This is a genomic window from Streptomyces sp. NPDC002817 (assembly GCF_053592055.1).
Genome location: NZ_JBSFUY010000007.1, coordinates 336,510 through 356,691 on the forward strand (window position 1 = coordinate 336,510; position 20,182 = coordinate 356,691).

At 70.2% G+C, this 20,182-nt stretch carries 17 protein-coding genes; 7 read left to right on the forward strand and 10 right to left on the reverse strand.

Features of this window, described 5'->3' with window-relative positions:
• Positions 1-149: 149 nt before the first annotated feature.
• Both dnaK and ACWD3I_RS16920 read left to right on the forward strand, forming a co-directional pair.
• Complete coding sequence (gene dnaK, locus ACWD3I_RS16915) at positions 150-2,027, forward strand: molecular chaperone DnaK (RefSeq protein WP_365405018.1); 1,878 nt, start codon at positions 150-152, stop codon at positions 2,025-2,027.
• Positions 2,028-2,117: 90 nt separating this feature from the next.
• On the forward strand, positions 2,118-2,309 hold the full coding sequence (locus ACWD3I_RS16920; RefSeq protein ID WP_365405021.1) for a hypothetical protein: 192 nt from the start codon (positions 2,118-2,120) through the stop codon (positions 2,307-2,309).
• A 4-nt stretch (positions 2,310-2,313) separates the two neighbouring features.
• On the opposite strand, the gene narI is transcribed toward ACWD3I_RS16920, so the two are convergent.
• The 6 genes from narI to ACWD3I_RS16950 form a co-directional block, all read right to left on the reverse strand.
• Positions 2,314-3,036: a respiratory nitrate reductase subunit gamma gene (narI, locus tag ACWD3I_RS16925; RefSeq protein WP_365405024.1), complete on the reverse strand. Its 723-nt coding sequence runs from the start codon at positions 3,034-3,036 to the stop codon at positions 2,314-2,316.
• Positions 3,033-3,527, reverse strand: coding sequence for a nitrate reductase molybdenum cofactor assembly chaperone (gene narJ / locus ACWD3I_RS16930; protein WP_365405027.1), 495 nt, complete (start codon positions 3,525-3,527; stop codon positions 3,033-3,035). The genes narI and narJ overlap by 4 nt, the downstream gene beginning before the upstream one ends.
• Positions 3,527-5,131: a nitrate reductase subunit beta gene (gene narH, locus ACWD3I_RS16935; RefSeq protein WP_365405029.1), complete on the reverse strand. Its 1,605-nt coding sequence runs from the start codon at positions 5,129-5,131 to the stop codon at positions 3,527-3,529. The genes narJ and narH overlap by 1 nt, the downstream gene beginning before the upstream one ends.
• A complete protein-coding gene (locus ACWD3I_RS16940; RefSeq protein ID WP_365405032.1) occupies positions 5,131-8,826 on the reverse strand; it encodes a nitrate reductase subunit alpha in 3,696 nt (1,231 codons plus the stop codon). The genes narH and ACWD3I_RS16940 overlap by 1 nt, the downstream gene beginning before the upstream one ends.
• A gap of 84 nt (positions 8,827-8,910) precedes the next feature.
• Positions 8,911-9,732, reverse strand: a complete 822-nt coding sequence (locus tag ACWD3I_RS16945) for an SAM-dependent methyltransferase (protein WP_365405035.1) — start codon at positions 9,730-9,732, stop codon at positions 8,911-8,913.
• Between the two features lie 101 nt (positions 9,733-9,833).
• A complete protein-coding gene (locus tag ACWD3I_RS16950; RefSeq protein WP_365405036.1) occupies positions 9,834-10,697 on the reverse strand; it encodes a helix-turn-helix domain-containing protein in 864 nt (287 codons plus the stop codon).
• Positions 10,698-10,936: 239 nt separating this feature from the next.
• Here ACWD3I_RS16950 and ACWD3I_RS16955 point away from each other — a divergent pair, with 239 nt between their 5' ends.
• Complete coding sequence (locus ACWD3I_RS16955; protein ID WP_365405039.1) at positions 10,937-11,362, forward strand: hypothetical protein; 426 nt, start codon at positions 10,937-10,939, stop codon at positions 11,360-11,362.
• Here the strand turns inward: ACWD3I_RS16955 and ACWD3I_RS16960 are convergent.
• The gene (locus ACWD3I_RS16960) at positions 11,344-12,141 is read right to left on the reverse strand and encodes a helix-turn-helix domain-containing protein (protein ID WP_365405042.1); all 798 of its coding nucleotides are present in this window, start codon (positions 12,139-12,141) and stop codon (positions 11,344-11,346) included. The two genes, ACWD3I_RS16955 and ACWD3I_RS16960, sit on opposite strands and share 19 nt — an antisense overlap.
• 118 nt (positions 12,142-12,259) lie before the next feature.
• On the opposite strand from ACWD3I_RS16960, the gene ACWD3I_RS16965 reads away from it, so the two are divergent.
• Together ACWD3I_RS16965 and ACWD3I_RS16970 are read left to right on the forward strand one after the other, a co-directional pair.
• Positions 12,260-12,565 carry a 4a-hydroxytetrahydrobiopterin dehydratase gene (locus ACWD3I_RS16965; RefSeq protein WP_365405044.1) on the forward strand — a complete coding sequence of 102 codons (306 nt, stop codon included), beginning with the start codon at positions 12,260-12,262 and terminating at the stop codon, positions 12,563-12,565.
• Position 12,566: 1 nt separating this feature from the next.
• Entirely contained in the window at positions 12,567-13,310 is a 744-nt protein-coding gene (locus tag ACWD3I_RS16970) for a class I SAM-dependent methyltransferase (protein ID WP_365405047.1), read from the forward strand.
• Here ACWD3I_RS16970 and ACWD3I_RS16975 read toward each other — a convergent pair.
• Together ACWD3I_RS16975 and ACWD3I_RS16980 are read right to left on the reverse strand one after the other, a co-directional pair.
• Positions 13,294-13,755 carry a hypothetical protein gene (locus tag ACWD3I_RS16975; RefSeq protein ID WP_365405050.1) on the reverse strand — a complete coding sequence of 154 codons (462 nt, stop codon included), beginning with the start codon at positions 13,753-13,755 and terminating at the stop codon, positions 13,294-13,296. The genes ACWD3I_RS16970 and ACWD3I_RS16975 overlap by 17 nt on opposite strands.
• Positions 13,752-14,231: a hypothetical protein gene (locus ACWD3I_RS16980; RefSeq protein WP_266820731.1), complete on the reverse strand. Its 480-nt coding sequence runs from the start codon at positions 14,229-14,231 to the stop codon at positions 13,752-13,754. The genes ACWD3I_RS16975 and ACWD3I_RS16980 overlap by 4 nt, the downstream gene beginning before the upstream one ends.
• A gap of 62 nt (positions 14,232-14,293) precedes the next feature.
• Here ACWD3I_RS16980 and ACWD3I_RS16985 point away from each other — a divergent pair, with 62 nt between their 5' ends.
• Together ACWD3I_RS16985 and ACWD3I_RS16990 are read left to right on the forward strand one after the other, a co-directional pair.
• Positions 14,294-15,244, forward strand: coding sequence for a helix-turn-helix transcriptional regulator (locus ACWD3I_RS16985; RefSeq protein ID WP_365405054.1), 951 nt, complete (start codon positions 14,294-14,296; stop codon positions 15,242-15,244).
• Positions 15,245-15,302: 58 nt separating this feature from the next.
• Entirely contained in the window at positions 15,303-17,186 is a 1,884-nt protein-coding gene (locus ACWD3I_RS16990; RefSeq protein ID WP_365405057.1) for a rhamnogalacturonan lyase, read from the forward strand.
• A gap of 58 nt (positions 17,187-17,244) precedes the next feature.
• Here ACWD3I_RS16990 and ACWD3I_RS16995 read toward each other — a convergent pair whose 3' ends face one another.
• Entirely contained in the window at positions 17,245-19,899 is a 2,655-nt protein-coding gene (locus ACWD3I_RS16995; RefSeq protein ID WP_365405060.1) for a cellulose binding domain-containing protein, read from the reverse strand.
• Between the last annotated feature and the right edge of the window lie 283 nt (positions 19,900-20,182).

Consider the following 20,182-nt stretch of genomic DNA (forward strand, 5'->3'; position numbering starts at 1 on the left):
CCCGTACGTCCCGCGATGCCGCGTCCCCCCTTGCGAGGGGCGCGGCATCGCCCCTTTCCGGGTACCCGGCACGGGTACGCGGCATTGACAACAGCCCACTCAAGTTTTGTGCTGGAGTCCGGGAAGTGCCCTGGCGGAAGGGGACAGCGATGGGACGCGCGGTCGGGATCGATCTGGGCACCACGAATTCCGTGGTGGCCGTCCTGGAGGGCGGCGACCCCACGGTCGTCGCCAATGCGGAGGGGGCCAGGACCACACCGTCGGTCGTGGCCTTCGCCAAGAACGGCGAGGTACTCGTCGGGGAGGTCGCCAAACGGCAGGCTGTGACGAACGTCGAGCGGACGGCCCGTTCGGTGAAGCGGTACATGGGCGACGGGAGCTGGCGCTTCCCGGACCAGGGGGATGTCGACGGCACCCGCTACCGGGCGCAGGAGCTCTCCGCGCGGGTCCTGCAGAAGCTGAAGCGGGACGCCGAGTCCTATCTCGGCGAGGACGTCACCGACGCGGTGATCACCGTCCCGGCGTACTTCGACGACGCCCAGCGGCAGGCCACCAAGGAGGCCGGGGAGATCGCGGGCCTGAAGGTGCTGCGGATCATCAACGAGCCCACGGCCGCCGCGCTCGCCTACGGCCTGGACCGGGGCGAGGAGCAGACCGTCCTCGTCTTCGACCTCGGCGGCGGCACCTTCGACGTCTCCCTGCTGGAGATCGGCGACGGCGTCATCGAGGTCAAGGCGACCAACGGCGACACCCATCTCGGCGGCGACGACTGGGACCAGCGGGTCATGGAGCACCTGGTGAAGAAGTTCCAGGGGCAGTACGGCGTGGACCTCGGCAAGGACAAGATGGCGCTGCAACGGCTGCGCGAGGGAGCCGAGAAGGCCAAGATCGAGCTGTCGAGCTCGTCGGAGACGACGATCAACCTCCCCTACATCACCGCCTCCGCCGAGGGCCCCCTGCACCTCGACGAGAAGATGACGCGCGCCCAGTTCCAGGAGCTGACCGCCGACCTCCTCGACCGCTGCACGACCCCCTTCCACCAGGCCGTCAAGGACGCCGGCATCAAGCTGGCCGCGGTCGACCACGTCATCCTCGTCGGCGGCTCGACCCGGATGCCCGCCGTCACCGACCTCGTCAAGGAACTCACCGGCAAGGACCCGCACAAGGGCGTCAACCCGGACGAGGTCGTCGCCGTCGGCGCGGCCCTCCAGGCCGGTGTCATCCGCGGCGATGTGAAGGACGTCCTGCTGCTCGACGTCACCCCGCTGTCCCTGGGCATCGAGACCAAGGGCGGCATCATGACCAAGCTCATCGAGCGCAACACCACGATCCCGACCCGCCGTTCGGAGATCTTCACGACGGCGACCGACAACCAGCCCTCGGTGGGCATCCAGGTGTACCAGGGCGAGCGGGAGATCGCCGCGTACAACAAGAAGCTGGGCGTCTTCGACCTGACCGGACTGCCGCCCGCACCGCGCGGCGTCCCGCAGATCGAGGTCGCGTTCGACATCGACGCCAACGGGATCATGCACGTCTCCGCCAAGGACCTGGCGACCGGTCGCGAACAGAAGATGACGGTGACGGGCGGCTCCGCGCTCCCCAAGGACGACATCGACCGCATGATGCGCGAGGCCGAGCAGTACGCCGAGGAGGACCGCAACCGCCGGGAGGCGGCCGAGACCCGCAATCACGCCGAGCAACTCGTCTACCAGACCGAGAAGTTCGTCCGTGACAACGAGGAACGCGTCCCCGCCGACACCAGGTCCGAGGTGGAGTCGGCGATCTCGGAACTGAAGGCGCTCCTGGAGCGGAACGCCGAGACGAACGCGCTGCGCACCGGCGTCGAGAAACTCGCCACCGTCAGCCAGAAGATGGGCCAGGCGATGTACGCCCAGGCGCAGCCCGAACCGGCCGCCGGTCAGGAGCAGTCGGCGTCGTCCGAACCGCCGGAGGAGGAAGGCGTGGTGGACGCGGAGATCGTCGACGACGAGAAGGACGACAGGGGCCGGAAGGGCGGCGCGGCCTGAGATTCCCTTTGTGAAGATGCTCCGTTCCACCTCGCCTGCGCGGCCCCGGCCCTCAATGCTGGTCGGTGGTAACGGACTTCACGGAGGGACATGAGTATGGACGACAGCGGGAAGCGGCGCACCAGGCTGGCGGCTCTGGCGGCCGGGGTGCTGCTGGCGGGGGCGGCGGCCGCGGGCGTGCACGGGGTCGTGGACGCCCCGGAGAACCGGGACTTCTCCGTGGAGGCGGCCCCGGCCGGCCAGCACGACAACAGCACTGACGGCCACTACGACGGCGGCTGACGCTCTACGAGCCCGTCTTCTCCCAGCCCCGCCGCTCCGGCCGCGGCCCCAACTGCTCGGGGTCGCGGCTGCGGTACACGACATACGGGCGGAACAGGTACATCACTGGTGCGCTGAACATGTGCACCAGCCGGCTGTACGGCACGAACGCGATCAGCGCCATCCCGATCACCGCGTGCACCTGGTACAGCACCGGCACCCCCTCCATCCGGTCGATGTCCGGCCGGAGGGTGAACAGACTGCGCGCCCAGGGGCCGATGGACTCGCGGTAGTTGTAGCCGTCGCCGGAGGCATGGGTCAGCTTGGCGATCATGCCCATCGCGATCGCCGCGAGCAGCACCAGGTACATGAGCTTGTCGTTGGCGGTCGTCGCCCGGAAGACGGGCGCCTTCGTCCGTCGGCGGTACACGAGCAACAGGATCCCGCCGACCGTGAGCAGCCCGGCCGCCGTGCCGCCGTAGAGCGAGAGCAGGTGGTACGTGTGCTCGCTGATCCCGAAGTTCTCCGTCCACGACATCGGCACGAACAGCCCCACGAGGTGCCCGGCCAGCACGAAGAGGATGCCGTAATGGAACGCCGGCGAGGCGATGTTCAGCAGCTTCGACTCGTAGATCTGCGAGGAGCGGGTCGTCCAGCCGAACTTGTCGTAGCGGTAGCGCCAGATCAGACCGGCGACGAGCAGGGCGAGGGCCACGTACGGCAGGACGCCCCAGAGGAGTGTGGTCATGAGCGCACCCCGGTGTATGCGTTCGGCAGTGTGGCGCATACGGCGTCCAGGACGGACGCGTACGGTGTTCCGAAGTCGGTGAGCCGGGAGCGAAGTTGCTCCAGGCCGTCCCGGTGTTCGGTGAGCAGGTCGGTGCTGCCGGTGCGGGCCGTGAACTCGAGGACCGCGGGCAGGAAGTCGGGCAGCTCCTCGCCGGTGAACTCCAGTCCGGCGGCGCGGTAGACCTCCTTGAAGCGGACCAGCGACATACCGCGTCGGCGGGTGTCCCCGTCCTGCCACCAGCTCAGATAGAGGCTGTGCCGGTTCTTGAAGTCGAAGACCTGGACGTAGTGCGCGGCCAGCTCCTGCGGCGGGGTGAGAGCCGCGTGGTCGACGAACTCCCGCAGCTGCGGGGCCGCTTCGCGCAGCAGGGGCAGCCGGGCGCGGAAGTCGTCGTCGGGGTACGTCAGACAGAGCGCGGCTGCCTGGTACAGCACGGCGTACGAGGGCATCAGACCTCCTCGGCGTCGGCCGGGTCGTCGGACGTCTGGCGTCTGCGCAGTCCGTGGAAGCTCTCCACGGACACCACCGGCAGCAGCTTGCGGCCGGAGTCCTGGCCGAACGGCCCGTCGCCGCCCATGCCGGGGCCGCCGTCGTATTCGAGGCTGCAGTCGTCCGGGATCGCCGACTCCTCCAGCCGGCGCGCGTCACCGACGGCCGCGGTCGGGATGACGTAGCGGTCCTCGTACTTGGCGATCGCCAGCAGCCGGTACATCTCCTCGATCTCCTCGGGCTCCATGCCGACGGCCTGGGTGACCGACGGGTCCGGGTCCTCGCCGAGGTTGATCGCGCGCATGTGGGCACGCATCGCCGCGAGCTTCTCCAGGGACGACCGCACCGGGGCGGTGTCGCCCGCGGTGAAGACCTCCGCGAGGTACTCCAGCGGGATGCGGAGCGTGTCGATGGCGCCGAAGAGGTTCTGGGCGTCCTCGCCGTCGTGACCGGTCTCGGTCAGCGCGTCCACCACCGGGGACAGGGGCGGGATGTACCAGACCATCGGCATGGTGCGGTACTCCGGATGCAGGGGCAGCGCCACCTTGTACGTGCTGATCAGCGCCCGCACGGGGGAGCGGCGGGCCGCCTCCATCCAGTCGTACGGGATCCCGGCCTCCTCCGCCGCCCGTTGCACGGCACGGTCGTCGGGGTCGAGGAACACGTCCAACTGGGCCTCGTACAGGCCCTTCTCGTCGGGAGTGGAGGCGGCGGCGGTCACCTTGTCGGCGTCGTAGAGGATCACGCCGAGGTAGCGGAGGCGGCCCACGCACGTCTCCGAGCAGACCGTCGGCAGACCGACCTCGACGCGCGGATAGCACATCGTGCACTTCTCGGCCTTGCCGGTGCGGTGGTTGAAGTAGACCTTCTTGTACGGGCATCCGGTCACACACATCCGCCAGCCCCGGCACTGGTCCTGGTCGACCAGGACGATGCCGTCCTCGGCCCGCTTGTACATCGCGCCCGAGGGGCACGAGGCGACGCAGGACGGGTTGAGGCAGTGCTCGCAGATGCGCGGCAGATAGAACATGAAGGTCTGCTCGAACTCGAACTTCACCTTGTCCGCGGCCTGTTGGCGGGTGCGTTCGACCATCGGGTCGAGGTCGCCGTAGGCGGGGGCGCCGGCGAGGTTGTCGTCCCAGTTCGAGGACCACTCGATCTTCATCGGCTTGCCGTCGATCTGCGACACCGGCCGGGCCACCGGGTAGTCGTCGCCGAGCGGGGCGTCCGTGAGGTTCTTGTAGTCGTACGTCCAGGGCTCGTAGTAGTCCTTGATCTCCGGCAGTTTCGGGTTGGAGAAGATGCCGAGGAGCTTGTGGAAGCGGCCGCCCGCCTTGAGCCTGAGCGCGCCGCGCTTGTTCAGCTCCCAGCCGCCGCGCCACTTCTCCTGGTCCTCGTAGCGGCGCGGATAGCCCTGGCCGGGCCGGGTCTCGACGTTGTTGAACCAGACGTACTCCATGCCCTGCCGGTTGGTCCACGCCTGCTTGCAGGTGACCGAGCAGGTGTGGCAGCCGATGCACTTGTCGAGGTTCATGACCATCGCCACTTGGGCCATTACGCGCATCAGTACTCGACCTCCTGGCTGCGGCGGCGGATGACCGTCACCTCGTCGCGCTGGTTGCCCGTCGGGCCCAGGTAGTTGAACGCCCAGCTCAACTGGGCGTAGCCGCCTACGAGATGGGACGGTTTGAGGATCAGACGGGTGAGCGAGTTGTGGATGCCGCCGCGCTTTCCGGTCGCCTCCGTCTTGGGGACGTTGACGGTGCGTTCCTGTGCGTGGTGCATGTAGACCGTGCCGGCCGGCATCCGGTGCGAGACGATCGCCCGGGCGACGACCACGCCGTTGCGGTTGACCGCCTCGATCCAGTCGTCGTCCTGCGCGCCGATGGCGTCCGCGTCCTGCGGGGACATCCAGATGGACTGTCCGCCGCGGGAGAGGGCGAGCATGAACAGGTTGTCCTGGTACTCGGAGTGGATGGACCACTTGTTGTGCGGGGTGAGGTAGCGGACCGTCACCTCCCGTTGGCCGTCCGGGCCGAGCTCGGGTTCGTTGAACAGCTTGTTCATGTCGAGCGGCGGCCGGTAGATCGGAAGCGCCTCGCCGAGCTCGTGGATCCAGTCGTGGTCGAGGAAGAAGTGCTGGCGCCCGGTGAGGGTGTGCCACGGCTTGAGGTGCTCGGTGTTCAGCGTGAAGGCTGTGTACCGTCGACCGCCGGCCTCGCTGCCGGACCACTCCGGCGAGGTGATCACCGGGACGGGCGCCGCCTGGGTGTCGGCGTACGTGATCCGCTTGCCCTCGTGCTCGGCGGCCAGGTGCGCCATCTCCTGGCCGGTGCGCTCCTCCAGGGTGTGGAAGCCCTGGGTGGCGAGACGTCCGTTGGTGGTGCCGGACAGGGTCAGGATCGTGTTGGCGGCCTTCACGGCCGTGTCCAGGGACGGGCGACCCGCGGCGGGGCCCTCGCGGACCACCCCGTTGAGCTCCCGGAGGTGGTCGACCTCCTCGTCCGGTCTGAGGGCGATGCCTTTGCAGGGCAGGCCCAGTTCCTCCACCAGCGGGCCGAGCGCCCGGAACTTCGCGCCGATCGCCGTGTAGTCCCGCTCGACGACCGTGAGGTTCGGCAGCGTCCTGCCGGGCACCGGATCGCACTCGCCGCGCTTCCAGTCCAGGACGACGCCGCCGGGCTGGGCCGTCTCGCCCGGGGTGTCGTGCTGCATCGGGGTGGCCACCAGGTCCTTGCGGACGCCGAGGTGCAGGACGGCCATCTCGCTCAGCCGGTCGGCCAGCACCTTGAAGGTGTCGAAGTCGGTGCGGGCCTGCCAGGGCGGGTCCACGGCCGGGGTGAAGGAGTGCACGTAGGGGTGCATGTCCGTGCTGGACAGATCGTGCTTCTCGTACCAGGTCGCGGCCGGCAGGACGACGTCCGAGAGCAGCGTGGAGGAGGTCTGCCGGAAGTCCAGCGACAGCAGCAGGTCGAGCTTGCCCTCGGGGGCCTCGTCCCGCCAGGTCACGTCCCGGGGCCGCTCGTCGGGTTCGGCCTCCTGGGCGCTGAGCGACGAGTGCGTGCCCAGCAGGTGCCTGGTGAAGTACTCGGCGCCCTTCGCCGACGAGCCGAGCAGGTTGGCCCGCCACAGTGTCAGCACGCGCGGCCAGTTCTCGGGGGCGTCCGGGTCCTCGCAGGCGAAGTTCAGTGTTCCCGCCCGGAGTTCGGCCACCGCCTTCGCCACCGGGTCGCCGAAGGCCTCGCCCAGGTCCAGCGGGTTGCGGTCGAAGGTCGGATACGACGGCATCCATCCCGAACGCGCCGACAGGGCCAGGCAGTCGGCGCCCGTCATGCCCTTGAACCGGCCCTCACCGAGCGGCGAGGCGAGCACGTCGGCGCTGAAGTGGTCGTAGCGCCACTGGTCGGTGTTGAGGAACCAGTAGGCCGTGCCGATCATCTGCCGCGGCGGCCGCGACCAGTCGGAGGCGGCGGCCAGCGTCGCCCAGCCGGTGACCGGGCGGCACTTCTCCTGGCCGACGTAGTGCGCCCAGCCGCCGCCGTTGCGGCCCTGGCAGCCGGTGAGCTGGAGCAGGGCGAGGAAGGAGCGGTAGATCGTCTCGGAGTGGAACCAGTGGTTGGTGCCGGCGCCCATCAGGATCATGCAGCGGCCCTTGGAGCGCTCGGCGGTCCGCGCGAACTCCCGGGCGATCTTGACGCACTTGGCGGCCGGGACGGAGGTGTGCACCTCCTGCCAGGCGGGGGTGCCGGGGGCCTCGGCGTCCTCGTAGGAGGCGGGCCAGGTACCGGGGAGGCCGGGACGCTGCACACCGTATTGCGCCAGCAGCAGATCGTAGACAGTCGTCACCAGGGGGCCGCTCGGCCCGCCCAGTCGCGTAGCCGGCACACCGCGCCGTACGACGTCACCGCGGCCCTGGCCGTGCTCGCCGCCCTCGGTGTCGAAGCGGGGGAGCAGCACCTCGACGCCCCGGGAGATCTTCTGCCCGTGCAGGGTCAACGTCGGTTCGATCGGGCCGAGTTCGAGGTTCCAGCGGCCCTTGCCGGACTCGGTCCAGCGGAAGCCCAGGGAGCCGTTGGGGACGACCGCGCGGCCGCTCGCCGCGTCCAGCACGACCGTCTTCCACTCCGCGCCCTCGCCCTCCTGACCGAGGTCGGTGGCGCGCAGGAACTTGGACGGGACGTAGCCGCCGTCCTTCTCGGTGAGCGTCACCAGGAAGGGCAGGTCGGTGAACTTCCGTACGTAGTCCGCGAAGAACGGTGTCTCGCGGTCGACGAAGAACTCCTTGAGGATCACGTGCCCCATGGCGAGGGCCAGCGCGCCGTCCGTGCCGGGGTGCGGGTGCAGCCACTCGTCGGCGAACTTGGCGTTGTCGGCGTAGTCCGGCGCGACCACGACCACCTTCTGGCCCCGGTAACGGGCCTCCGCCATCCAGTGCGCGTCGGGGGTGCGGGTCACCGGGACGTTCGAGCCCCACATCATCAGATACGCGGCGTCCCACCAGTCGCCCGACTCCGGGACGTCGGTCTGGTCGCCGAAGACCTGCGGGGAGGCCACGGGCAGGTCGGCGTACCAGTCGTAGAACGACAGCATCGGGGCGCCGATCAGGGAGTGGAACCGGGCGCCCGCCGCGTGCGACACCATCGACATCGCCGGGATGGGGGAGAAGCCGGCGATGCGGTCGGGGCCGTACGTCTTGATCGTGTGGACCTGTGCGGCCGCGACGATCTCCACCGCCTCGTCCCAGGTGGCGCGCACCAGGCCGCCCTTGCCGCGGGCCTGCTGGTAGCGGCGGCGGCGTTCGGGGTCGCCTTGGATGTCGGCCCAGGCGAGGACCGGGTCACCGAGTCGGCCGAGGGCCTCGCGGTACAGCTCCAGCAGGACACCGCGCACATACGGGTAGCGCACCCGGGTGGGGGAGTAGGTGTACCAGGAGAAGGCGGCGCCCCGGGGGCAGCCGCGAGGTTCGTACTCGGGGCGGTCGGGGCCGACGCTCGGGTAGTCGGTCTGCTGGGTCTCCCACGTGATGATGCCGTCCTTGACGTACACCTTCCAGCGGCACGAACCCGTGCAGTTGACACCGTGCGTGGAGTTCACGACCTTGTCGTGGCTCCACCGGTCCCGGTAGAAGGCGTCCGACTCGCGTCCACCCGTCAGCCCGATGCTGTGCAGGTCGGACGCGGGCGTGCCGGGCCGGAAGAACCTCCCGGCCCGCAGCAGCGCCGCACCCGGCTCCGAGGGCGGTGTCTGGGTGTCGGTCACATGCGCTCCCTTGCTTGCCCGTGCTTCTCGAAGCTAGGGCTGGGCAGGGGAGCGCACCCGTCGGCGGCACCCGTTCGGGTCAGGTCACGCCTTGCGGGCGACCCCCGCGTAGACCGGCACGATGCCCTCCGCCTGGGCGGCCACGTCCTCGGGGCCGGGGCGCCAGCCGGAGACCGGGATCACGCCGGGGCCGAGCAGCTCCAGACCGTCGAAGAAGCGCGAGAACTCGGCCAGGGAACGCGGGTGGAACGCTGTGCCGCCGGCGCGGAAGTGCTCCGTGGCCTTCGCGATGGCCTCCGGGCTGAGGTCGGGGGTGACCTGCGACAGGATGAGGAAGCTGCCCGACACGAGCTCGTCGACGTACCGCTTCAGCAGCCCGTACACGTCGTCGCCCTCGGGCTCCTCGCTCAGGTAGTGGGTCAGGGCCACCAGGGACAGCGCGACGGGCCGCGTGAAGTCCAGGGTCTCCGCGGCCAGCCGCAGGATGGTGTCGGGGTCCCGGACGTCGGCGTGCACATAGTTCGTGGCGCCCTCGGGGGCGCTGTGCAGCAGCGCCTGGGCGTGCCTGAGGACGATCGGGTCGTTGTCGGCGTACACGACCCTCGACTCCGGGGCGACCTCCTGGGCCACCTGGTGGAGGTTCGGCTCGGTGGGGATGCCGGTGCCGATGTCCAGGAACTGGCGGATCCCGGCCTCGGCGGCCGTCCGCACCGCCCGGTGCATGAACCTGCGGTTGGCGCGCGCCCCGCGCACCGCGGTGCCGTCCGTGGCGAGGATCCTGCGGGCCAGCGCCTCGTCCACCGGGTAGTTGTCCTTGCCGCCCAGCCACCAGTCGTACACCCGCGCCGGATGCGGCCGGCTGGTGTCGACGGTGGTGGGCGCGGCTTCGGATCCGGATCCGGTCATGCGGTGTCCTCTCCTCGGTGCGCGGTGCCTGACGGGGGTCTGCTCGGGAGTCGTCGGGGGTGGCGGGAAGGTTGCCGTGCGCGGCCCGAGTGATGCGTGGCTCAACAGGTCGCGCGGCGCTCCCGCAGGATCTTCTTGGTGCGTTCGGCCGACGCGGCGCGCGCCGTCATGTGGTCCAGGACCTCCAGATGCGCGGAGACCTCCGCGCGCGAGTCCAGGTACAGGGCGCCGGTCAGATACTCGGTGAACGCCATGTCGGGCAGTTCCGGCTCGGCGAAACGGAACAGCGAGAAGGGCGCGTACGTCCCCGGGTGCGGGCCCGCGGCGAACTCCGCTATCTGCAGGGTGACCCGGTCGCGCTCGGCGAACTCCAGGAGCCTGTCGAGCTGTTCCCGCATGATCTCGCCGCCCTGTCCGACCGGCCGGCACAGCACCGTCTCGTCCATGATCACCCACAGGTGGGGCGGATCGGGCTTCTCCAGAAGCTGCTGCCGGGTCATCCGCAGGGACACGTGCCGCTCGATCGTGTCGGAGCCCTGCTGCGCGATCGTGCCCGCCTCCATGACGGCGCGCGCGTACGCCTCGGTCTGCAACAGGCCGGGCACGAAGTGCGGTTCGTAGGAGCGGATGAGGCGGGCGGCACCCTCCAGGCTCACGTACAGGCTGAACCAGTCCGGCAGCACATCGTGGAACCGCTGCCACCAGCCCGGCTGGTTCGCCTCCTCGGCCAGCGCGACGAAGGCGTCCGTCTCCTCCTCCAGGACGCCGTACGTGGACAGCAGCAGCTGCACGTAGGGGATCTTCAGCGCGACCTCGGCCATCTCCATGCGCCGCACGGTCGCGGGTGCCACGCGGAGGACCTTCGCGGCCTCCTCGCGCTTGAGCCCGGCCGCCTCCCGCAACTCCTGGAGCCGTCTGCCGAGCACCACCTGACCCACTGTGGGCGCAGGCCGCCGCTCACTCACGCCACGCCTCCCCTACGCGCCGAAGTCTGCAGGGCAGTGTGCCATGTTCCGCTTCCGGTCTCACGGGGTCGTGGGTGAGGCGCTCGCCACGTGTGGCATTACTTCGGGGGTAATCGACGGTGCCGGCCGGTGGCGGGATCGTGGTGACACCGGGTTCCGGGCCGGCGCACTCCGGTCCGGAACCCGGGTCCCGTCTTCTCCCGGAGCCTCAACTCGACCCCGTCGGAGGGTGATTCGCCATGTCCGCCACCCAGCTGTCCGCTCTTGTCCGCACCGGCGACGCGCACACCGCGCTGCGGCGCCTCCTCGCCCTCGACGCGGCCGTGACCGGCGCGAACGCCCTCGCCTACCTGGCCCTCTCCGGGCCGCTGGGCCGCCTGCTGGGGGTCGACTCCACGCTGCTGCTCGCACTCGGGGCGTTCCTGGCGGTGTACGCCGCGGCCGTCGGCCTGCTGGCCGCCCGGGCCCGCCCGGCCGCGCTGCCGGTGCGGGCCGTCGTCGAGATCAACCTCGTCTGGACCGTGGTCAGTTGCCTCGCCCTGGTCCTGTGGCTGACTCCTTCGACGGCGGGCGCCGTGTGGACCGTCGTGCAGGCCTTGACCGTCGCAGGGTTCGCCGTCCTCCAGTACATGGCTCTGAAGGCCCGTCAGGACATCAGGGACTGAAGGTACTTGACCGTCGCCGGGTCGGCCGGGAGGAACGTCTCGATGGCCAGCTCGGCGACGGTCACGTCCATGGGGGTGTTGAAGGTGGAGATGGAGGAGATGAACGACAGCACCCGGCCCTCGTGCTCGATCAGCATCGGGAGCGCGAAGTACGGGGCCTCTTCCAGCGGTTCACCGGAACCGGTGTCCGGCACGGGATACGCCGCCACCTCCTCGTACAGCTCCCGCAGCGGCCGCGAGCGGTGCAGCGCGATCTGCCGCTCCATCTGCGCGAGCAGATGCCCGCGCCACTCACCGAGGTTGCGGATCCGAGGGGCCATGCCCTCGGGATGCAGCGTCAGCCGCATCGCGTTCAGCGGGGGCTCGAGCAGCGACTCCGGGATGCCGTCGAGCAGCATGAGGATGCCCCGGTTGGCCGCGAGCACGTTGTACATCGCGTCCAACACCAGCGCCGGATACGGCTCGTAGCCCTGGATCAGCCGCTCCATGCCCGCACGCACGGAGTCCAGCGCCGGGTCGTCCAGCGGGGTCTGCGAGTAGCGCGGGGCGTAACCCGCCGCCAGCAGCAGCGCGTTGCGCTCCCGCACGGGGACGTCCAGATGCTCGGCCAGCCGCAGCACCATCTCCTCGCTCGGCCGGGAACGGCCCGTCTCGATGAAGCTGATGTGCCGGGCGGAGGAGTCGGCCCGCAGCGCCAGCTCCAGCTGACTGACCCGGCGCTGCTCCCGCCAGGCCCGCAGCAGGGGGCCGACGCCCTTGTCGGCGGCAGTGGTGGTCATACGAGGACCGTAGACGACGAAGGGGCACACCGGGGAAGAGGGCCCTTGTGACCAGGGCTTCGGTGGGCTCCGTGTGGCACGCTGAAGGAGAACCCGCAGTCCAGGAAGGAGCAGCGTCATGCCCCTCGAACCGCTGTCGCAGAAGGAGATCGAGGACCGGCTCGCGGAACTGCCGGGCTGGTCGCTCGACGGGGACCGCCTCGCCCGTTCCTACGGTCTGCCCTCGCACTTCGCGGCCACGGCGATGGTCGTCCACATCGCCCAGGTCCAGGAGGAGCTCGACCACCACTCCGACCTCACGCTCGGCTACAACACGGTGTCCCTGACCGTGAACACGCACAGCGTGGGCGGCGCGGTGACCGAGAAGGACTTCGAGCTCGCGCAGAAGGTGGAGGCGCTCGCCCCCGGCCACGGAGCCCGGTGAGGTGCTGGACTACGACAAGGAGGCCGACGCCTACGACATCACCCGCGGCGGCGAACCTCGCGCCGCCGCGGCCGCCGGCGCCGTTCTGGGCCTCGTCCCCGAGGGCGCCCGCCGTCTGCTCGACGTGGCCTGCGGCACCGGGATCGTCACCCGGCGGCTCGCGGGGGCACGGCCCGCGCTGCGGGTGGCGGGCGCCGACCTGACGTACGGCATGGCGCGGATGGCCGCGGCCCGTCTGCCGGGGTCGATCGTCCTCGCGGACAGCCGCCGACTGCCCTTCCCCGACGGGGTGTTCGACGCGGTGACCAGTGTGTGGCTGCTGCATCTCGTCGACGACGCCGAGGACGTGCGCAGCATCGTCGCCGAGTGCGCCCGGGTGCTGCGGCCCGGCGGTGTGTACGTCACCACCGTCGACAAGGCCGCCGCGCACGACGTCGGCAGCGACATCGACGCCGTCCTCGCCCCGCGCCCCCGCCGGCCCGCCCCGGACGCCGAGCCCCGCGTCGAGACGCACGCCGCCGCGCAGGGTCTGGTCGACGCCGGGCGGGCCCGGTTCCCGGGCCGGGGGCAGGGCCGCAGCCCTCGCCGTACGGCCGCCGACCTGCGGCGCGGCTGGTTCACCCTGCTGCCGCCGGGCGACCCGCGCACCGACGCGCTCGCCGCCCGGCTGGAAGCCCTGCCGGACCAGGACCGGCCGCGCGCCGACCCGGTGTTCGCGCTGCGGGCCTTCAGGAAGCCCGGGTGAACTCCATGACCCAGTTGGTCAGCCAGGTGCCCCCGCCGTCGAGCGAGAAGGCCTGCTCCCAGCGGGCCCCGGTGTCGCAGACGCCGGACCAGACGAAGCGGACCCGCACGTCCTTGCCGTCGTGACGGTCGTCGCCGTGGAACGCGCCGCGATCGCCGTCGAACCGGCCGAAGACCGGCGGGAAGAGGGTGCCGCTGCGACTGGAGGCCCAGTTCAGCGACCACTGCCCGCTCTCCCGGTCGAACAGCCGCAGGGTCGCGCCCTTCGCGGCGAGATGCGGCATGTCGATCTCGTCGACGTTGGCGGCGCCGTCGAACAGCGGCCAGCAGCGGCTGGTCGCCGGGAACTCCTCCCAGGCGCTGTCCGGGTCGAGGAAGTCGGTGCGGCGGCGGTTGAGGACCTGCCACTCGCCGTGGAAGAAGTCGAAGTCGTGCGGGCTGCTCATGCGCGGTCCCCCGTGGTTCCTTCGGGCAGGGAGTCGGCCAAGTAGGCGGCCAGGTCCGGGACTTCGGGGGCCAGCAGGTGGCGCACCCAGGCGTCCCGTTCGTGCAGGATCGGCGGAAGTTCCCAGACGCAGCCGATCCACGGCAGGTCGGGCCTGATGAAGTGGGTGGGGTCGTGGTCGGGGCAGCCGAGCACGGGCTGGCCTGCGGAGGCGCCGCGGAAGTGCAGGACGTTGTCCCACACCCAGCTGTAGGCGTTGAGGTAGGCGCCGTCGTCGCCGCCCCGGTGCAGGACGACGAAGGTCGCGGGCGGAGTGCCGTCCGGCTCCGGCAGCAGCTCCGGGAGGATCTCGTACGCCGCCTTCTCCACGTCGGGCGCGATGCCCGCCGGGTCGGCGGTGACGTGGTAGCGCTTGATGTGCCGGCCCGCCACCTCGATGGGTGGGGGGACTGTGAGGAGTTTCTCGGTGAAGCTCATGCCGGGACGCTAGGACCGCTTCACTGACACCTTCTGTCAGTGAAGTCTGGGATTCTGTGGTGGTGAAGTCCAGTCGGCTCGTCTCGATCCTGCTCCTGCTCCAGACACGGGGCCGGATGACCGCCGCCCAGCTCGCCGAGGAGCTGGAGGTGTCGGTGCGGACGGTCTACCGGGACGTGGAGGCGCTGAGCGCGGCCGGGGTCCCGCTGTACGCCGACGCGGGCCACGCCGGCGGCTACCGGCTGCTCGACGGCTACCGCACCCGTCTGACCGGGCTCACCGCCGACGAGGCCGAGGCGCTGTTCCTCGCGGGCGTGCCCGGTCCGGCCGCCGAGCTGGGTCTGGGGTCGGTGCTGGCGGCGGCGCAGCTCAAGGTGCGGGCGGCGCTGCCGGTGGAGCTGAGGGCGCACGCCGACCGGATCAGCGGCCGCTTCCATCTGGACGCGCCCGGCTGGTACGCGGAGGCGGAGGAGACGCCGTATCTGCCGGCGGTCGCCGATGCGGTTTGGAAAAACCGTGTACTGAATATCGTATACCGGCGTTGGCGTGCGCCGACCGACGTGGAGCGTCGGCTGGAGCCGTACGGGCTGGTGCTGAAGGCGGGGCGCTGGTACGTCGTGGCCGGCCCGGGGCCGCGTACCTTCCGGGTCGACCAGATCCTCCGACTCGCTGTGGCGGAGGGCGAGTTCACACGCCCCGGCGACTTCGACCTGGCCGCGTACTGGGCGGCCTACCAGCGGGACTTCCACGAGCGGCTGTACCGGGGCGAGGCGGTGGTGCGGCTGGCGCCGGGCGTGACGCTCGCCAGGGCGGTCGACATCCGTGCCGACGAGGGCGGGGGGACTCTGGTCACGGTCCCCATCGAGTCCGTCGAGCACGCCCTCGGCGAGTTCCTGCGCATGGGCACGGACATCGAGGTCCTCCAGCCGCCCGAGCTGCGCGAGCGGCTCGCCCGCACGGCGGCGGAACTGGCCGAAATGTACGGCAACCCCAGCGCGCGCGGCGGCCACTGAGGAACGGAATCCGCACGTCCTCACGGACCCCCGTCCGTCCTCCCAGGAGGTACGTCTCGTGCAGCACCCGCACCCGCATCCGCCCCCGCGCCGCAGACGAAGGGCCGTCCTCTCCGCGCTGACCGCCGCTACGGCGCTGGTCGCCGCCGGCCTCACCCAGCTCGCCACCGGCACGGCCGAGGCCGCGACGGCCCGGCAGGTGGAGGCACTCGACCGCGGTGTCGTCAGCGTCCACACCGACGCCGGCAACCTGGTCAGCTGGCGCTGGCTCGGCACCGACCCGAACGACGTGTCGTTCAACGTCTACCGGGCCGGTACGAAGGTCAACTCGACGCCCGTCACCGGCTCCACCAACTACTTCCACTCCGGCGCCCCGTCCCAGGCCGACTACACGATCCGCGCGATCGTCGGCGGTGTGGAGCAGGCCGACTCGGTGCACGCGATCCAGTTCCGCACCGGCTACAAGGACGTGCCGATCAGCCCGCCCGCGGGCGGCACCACCCCCGACGGTGTCGCCTACACCTACGAGGCCAACGACGCCTCCGTCGCGGATCTCGACGGTGACGGGGCGTTGGACTTCGTGCTCAAGTGGCAGCCCACCAACGCCAAGGACAACTCCCAGTCCGGCTACACCGGCAACACCATCCTCGACGGCGTCAAGCTCGACGGCACCCGGCTGTGGCGCATCGACCTGGGCCGCAACATCCGCTCCGGCGCGCACTACACACAGTTCCAGGTCTACGACTACGACGGTGACCGCAAGGCCGAGGTCGCCGTGAAGACCGCGGACGGAACCGTCGACGGCACGGGCGCGGTGATCGGCAGTTCGTCGGCCGACTACCGCAACTCCAGCGGGTACGTCCTCTCCGGACCCGAGTACCTGACCATGTTCAACGGTCAGACCGGAAAGGCGATGCAGAGCGTCGACTACGTCCCGGCCCGCGGGACGGTGAGTTCGTGGGGAGACTCGTACGGCAACCGCGTCGACCGCTTCCTCGCGGGCACGGCGTATCTGGACGGCGCCCGGCCCTCGCTGATCATGGCGCGGGGCTACTACACCCGTTCGGTGCTCGCGGCCTGGGACTGGCGCAACGGAACGTTCACCCGCCGCTGGACCTTCGACACCAGCTCCTCCACCAACTCCGGCAAGGGGTACGACGGTCAGGGCTCGCACAGTCTGTCCGTCGGGGACGTCGACAACGACGGCAAGGACGAGATCGTCTACGGCGCGATGGCGGTGGACGACAACGGCAACGGACTGTGGACCACGAAGACCGGCCACGGCGACGCGCAGCATCTCGGCGACCTGGACCCGTCGACGTCCGGCCTGGAGTACTTCAAGGTCTCGGAGTCGACCTCCCAGCCCGCCGAGCTCTACATCAACCCCGCGACAGGCGCCGTCCGTTGGCGGCTGGCCGCCTGCTGCGACAACGGTCGTGGTGTCGCGGGTGACATCTACGCCGGCAACGACGGCGCCGAGGTCTGGTCCGCCTCCGACACCTCCATCCGCGACGAGGCCGGCGCGACGAAGGGCCGCGAACCGTCGTCGGTCAACTTCCTCTCCTGGTGGGACGGCGACACCACCCGCGAACTCCTCGACGGCACCCACATCGACAAGTACGGCACCTCCTCCGACACCCGACTGCTGACCGGCGCGAGCGTCCACTCCAACAACAGCACCAAGGCCACCCCGTCCCTGTCCGGCGACCTCTTCGGCGACTGGCGCGAGGAGGTCGTCTGGCCGACCTCCGACAACACGGCCCTGCGGATCTACTCCACGCCGTACGAGACCACCACGAAGATCACGACCCTGCTCCACGACACCATGTACCGCACGGGTCTGGCCTGGCAGAACACGGCCTACAACCAGCCCCCGCACCCGAGCTTCTACATCGGCAACGGCATGGCCACGGCACCACGGCCGACGGTCTACACCCCCTGACCGACACACGACGAGGCCCCGTCCGGGATCGGACGGGGCCTCCTCGTGTGCGGTTCGCTCAGAGGACCGTGCAGGACTGGTCACCCAGCTTGAACGCCGTCGGTTTCGTGTTCGTCCCCGACCAACTGCCCGTGAAACCGAAGCTCACCGAAGAGCCGGCCGCCACGTTGGCGTTCCAGGTGACGTTCTTGGCTGTCACCGCCGAACCCGACTGGGTGTACTCGGCGTTCCACAGCTGGCCGATCGTCTGGCCGCCCGGGAAGGTCCAGCCGAGCGACCAGCTGCTCCAGGCGCTGGAGCCGGTGTTGCTGAGCTGGACGTCCGCCTGGAAGCCGCCCGACCACTGGTTCGTGATCTTGTACGTCACCGCGCAGGCACCCGTGGGGGTCGGTGTGGGGTCGGTGCCGCCACCGCCGCCCGCGTCGGAGGAGTCGCCGTAGATGACGCCGCGGCCGTTCGTCGACACATAGACCCGCCCGTACACCCGCGGGTCACCGGTGATCGACGCCCCCGTCCAACCCCATTGGTGGGCATCGTCGTTGATACGTGTCCAGGTCGAACCCTGGTCCGTGGACCGGAAGATGCCGCGTACCCCGCCGATCTTCGCGCTGGTGTACAGGGTTTGGTACGACGCTCCCGTCGCCGCCTTGCCGAAGCCGATGGCGTCGGCCTGCTCGACGCCGGACAGCTTGGTGAAGGACGTACCGCCGTTCGTCGAGTGCCACAGACCGTACGCACCGTCCGTCGCACCGCCCGCCAGCCACACATCGCCCTTGGTGCCGGACAGCGCCTTGAAGCGGACGCTGTCGCCGCTCGGGAGCCCGGTGGCCGCCGAGGCCGTGAAGGTCGCGCCGCCGTCCGTACTGACGTAGAACTTCCCGGACTTGAAGCCGTAGAAGGTCTTCGCGTCGACCCGGTCGGACTCGACGATCGCGCCGGCCGGGATTCCGCTCGACGCCGCCCAGGACGAGCCGAAGCCCGTCGCGTACTGCACACCGGTGCCCTCCGGACTCCACACGAAGCGGCTGCCGTCCGAGGCCGCCGCGACGGTGCCGCCACCGCTGACCCCCGAAGGATCCGTCCCGCCGAACCAGTTGGCGCCGTTGTCCGTCGAGAACGCGATGTGCGGACCCGAGTCGAGGTTGCCGACCCGCACCACCGTGTTCGGGTTCGTCTCGGCGAAGTCCAGGCTGGTCGTCGTGGTGAAGTTCGGCTGGGTGTACATCATCGCCGGCACCTTGGTCAGGTCCGTGTGCCGGAAACCGCCGATGTCCCCCAGGGCGCTGAACAGCTGGGCGCCACCGGACGGGGGAGCGGCGAGGTCGTTGACCGCGGTCTCCTCAAGGCCCTGCACCATCGGCTTGACGGTGAACTGGCTCCCGGAGTCCCAGTTGGTCAGGTTCTCCGTGCCGTAGACCGTCGCGCCCGTCCCGTACATCATCCGGTTCGAGTCGAACGGGTCGATCTCCAGCGCCTCCGTCATCCAGCCGAGCTTCGGCGTCTGCTCGGGCGGGGAGGGGTTGGCGCCCCAGGTCAGCCACGGCGAGGACGACACGTCCATCGTGTAGCGGTTCGCGCGGTTGGGATACGACGTGTAGTCCCAGGCCTTCGTCCAGGTGGCGCCGCTGTCGGTGGAGCGGAAGATCTGGGTGTCGGGCCACCAGGAGCTGTAGGCCGTCGCCATCACCGTGCCCGGATCCTGTCGGTCGACGGTCAGCCCGCTGAAGCCGTAGTACGTGTCGGCCTCGGCGACCGGGCTGATGTCCGTCCACGTACCGGTCGCGGTCGCGTACCGCAGCAGGCGGCCCTTGCCGCCGTCGTACGGACCGCCCTTGTCGCTGTATGCGATGTACAGATAGCCGTTGACGGTATCCAGTACACCCTTGTGCGCGAGGTATCCCGTCGGCTGCCCGGCCAGCCGCGACCAGCTCGCGCCCCCGTCCGTCGAGCGGTACACCGAGTTCTGAAGGTCCGCGACCCCGACGTAGATCGTCTGCGTCGCGTTGCCCGACGTACCCGTCCGCTCGTCGAAGGTGACCCACGCGATGCCCTGGTTGTCACTGGCGTAGCCGGAGGTATCGCTCGGATCCTGCACGTAGTTGCCGACGTTGGGGAAGTTCGCGACCTGCGACCAGGTCGCGCCGGAGTCCGTCGACCGCCACAGGCCCTTGCCGCTGGGCGCGCCCAGGTACAGCACGCTGTTCTTGTTCGGGTCGATCGCCAGCCGCTCGCCCATGCCGCGCCCCGGCATGTTGCCGCCCAGCTTGAACGGCAGGTCGGTCCTCTGCCAGCTGGCGCCCCGGTCCGAGGAGCGCAGGATCGCCCCGTTCCCCGGGTCCCAGCTGTTGGTGTACGTGCCGACCGCCGCGTACACCCGGTCCGGGTTCACGGAGTCGGAGGCCAGGCTCGCCACCCCCGTGTGCCCCCAGTCGTCCCAGCCGACCGAGTCCAGCAGTGGCGTCCAGGTCTTGCTCGACTCCACCCAGCGGTAGGCGCCGCCGATGTCGGTGCGGGCGTAGGCCAGGTTCTTCTCGCTGCGGTTGAAGACGATGCCGGGGACGAATCCGCCGCCGTCGATCCGGGCGTTCTTCCAGGTGTAGGTGTCGGCGGCGATGGCCGTTCTCGTGCTGTCGGCGGCCAGTGCGGGCGGGGTGCCCGCGAGCAGGCCGGCCGCGAGCGCCAGCACGGCGGTGAGGATGCGTGTTCTTCGCACGGGGGTCCTTTCCGGGGACGTGGGGGAGGAGGGGAAGGTGCGAATAGCAAGCGCTTGCTACGTGATCCGAGAGGTGCCGGGCGACCCCCAGTGCGGGAGGGGGCCGCCCGGCGAGTCGGCCTCACCGTCAGGTGGCGAGACCTCGTACGCGGAGCTTTCAGGCGGTTCCACGGGTCAGGGGGTGAGCTGCCGTGCCCCTGTTTTTCAGGGGCACGGGGAACTGCGCGACCAGCCACAACGGACCCGCAGTTTTCGAGCGGCCCAACCCGCGGAGCGCCCGGCG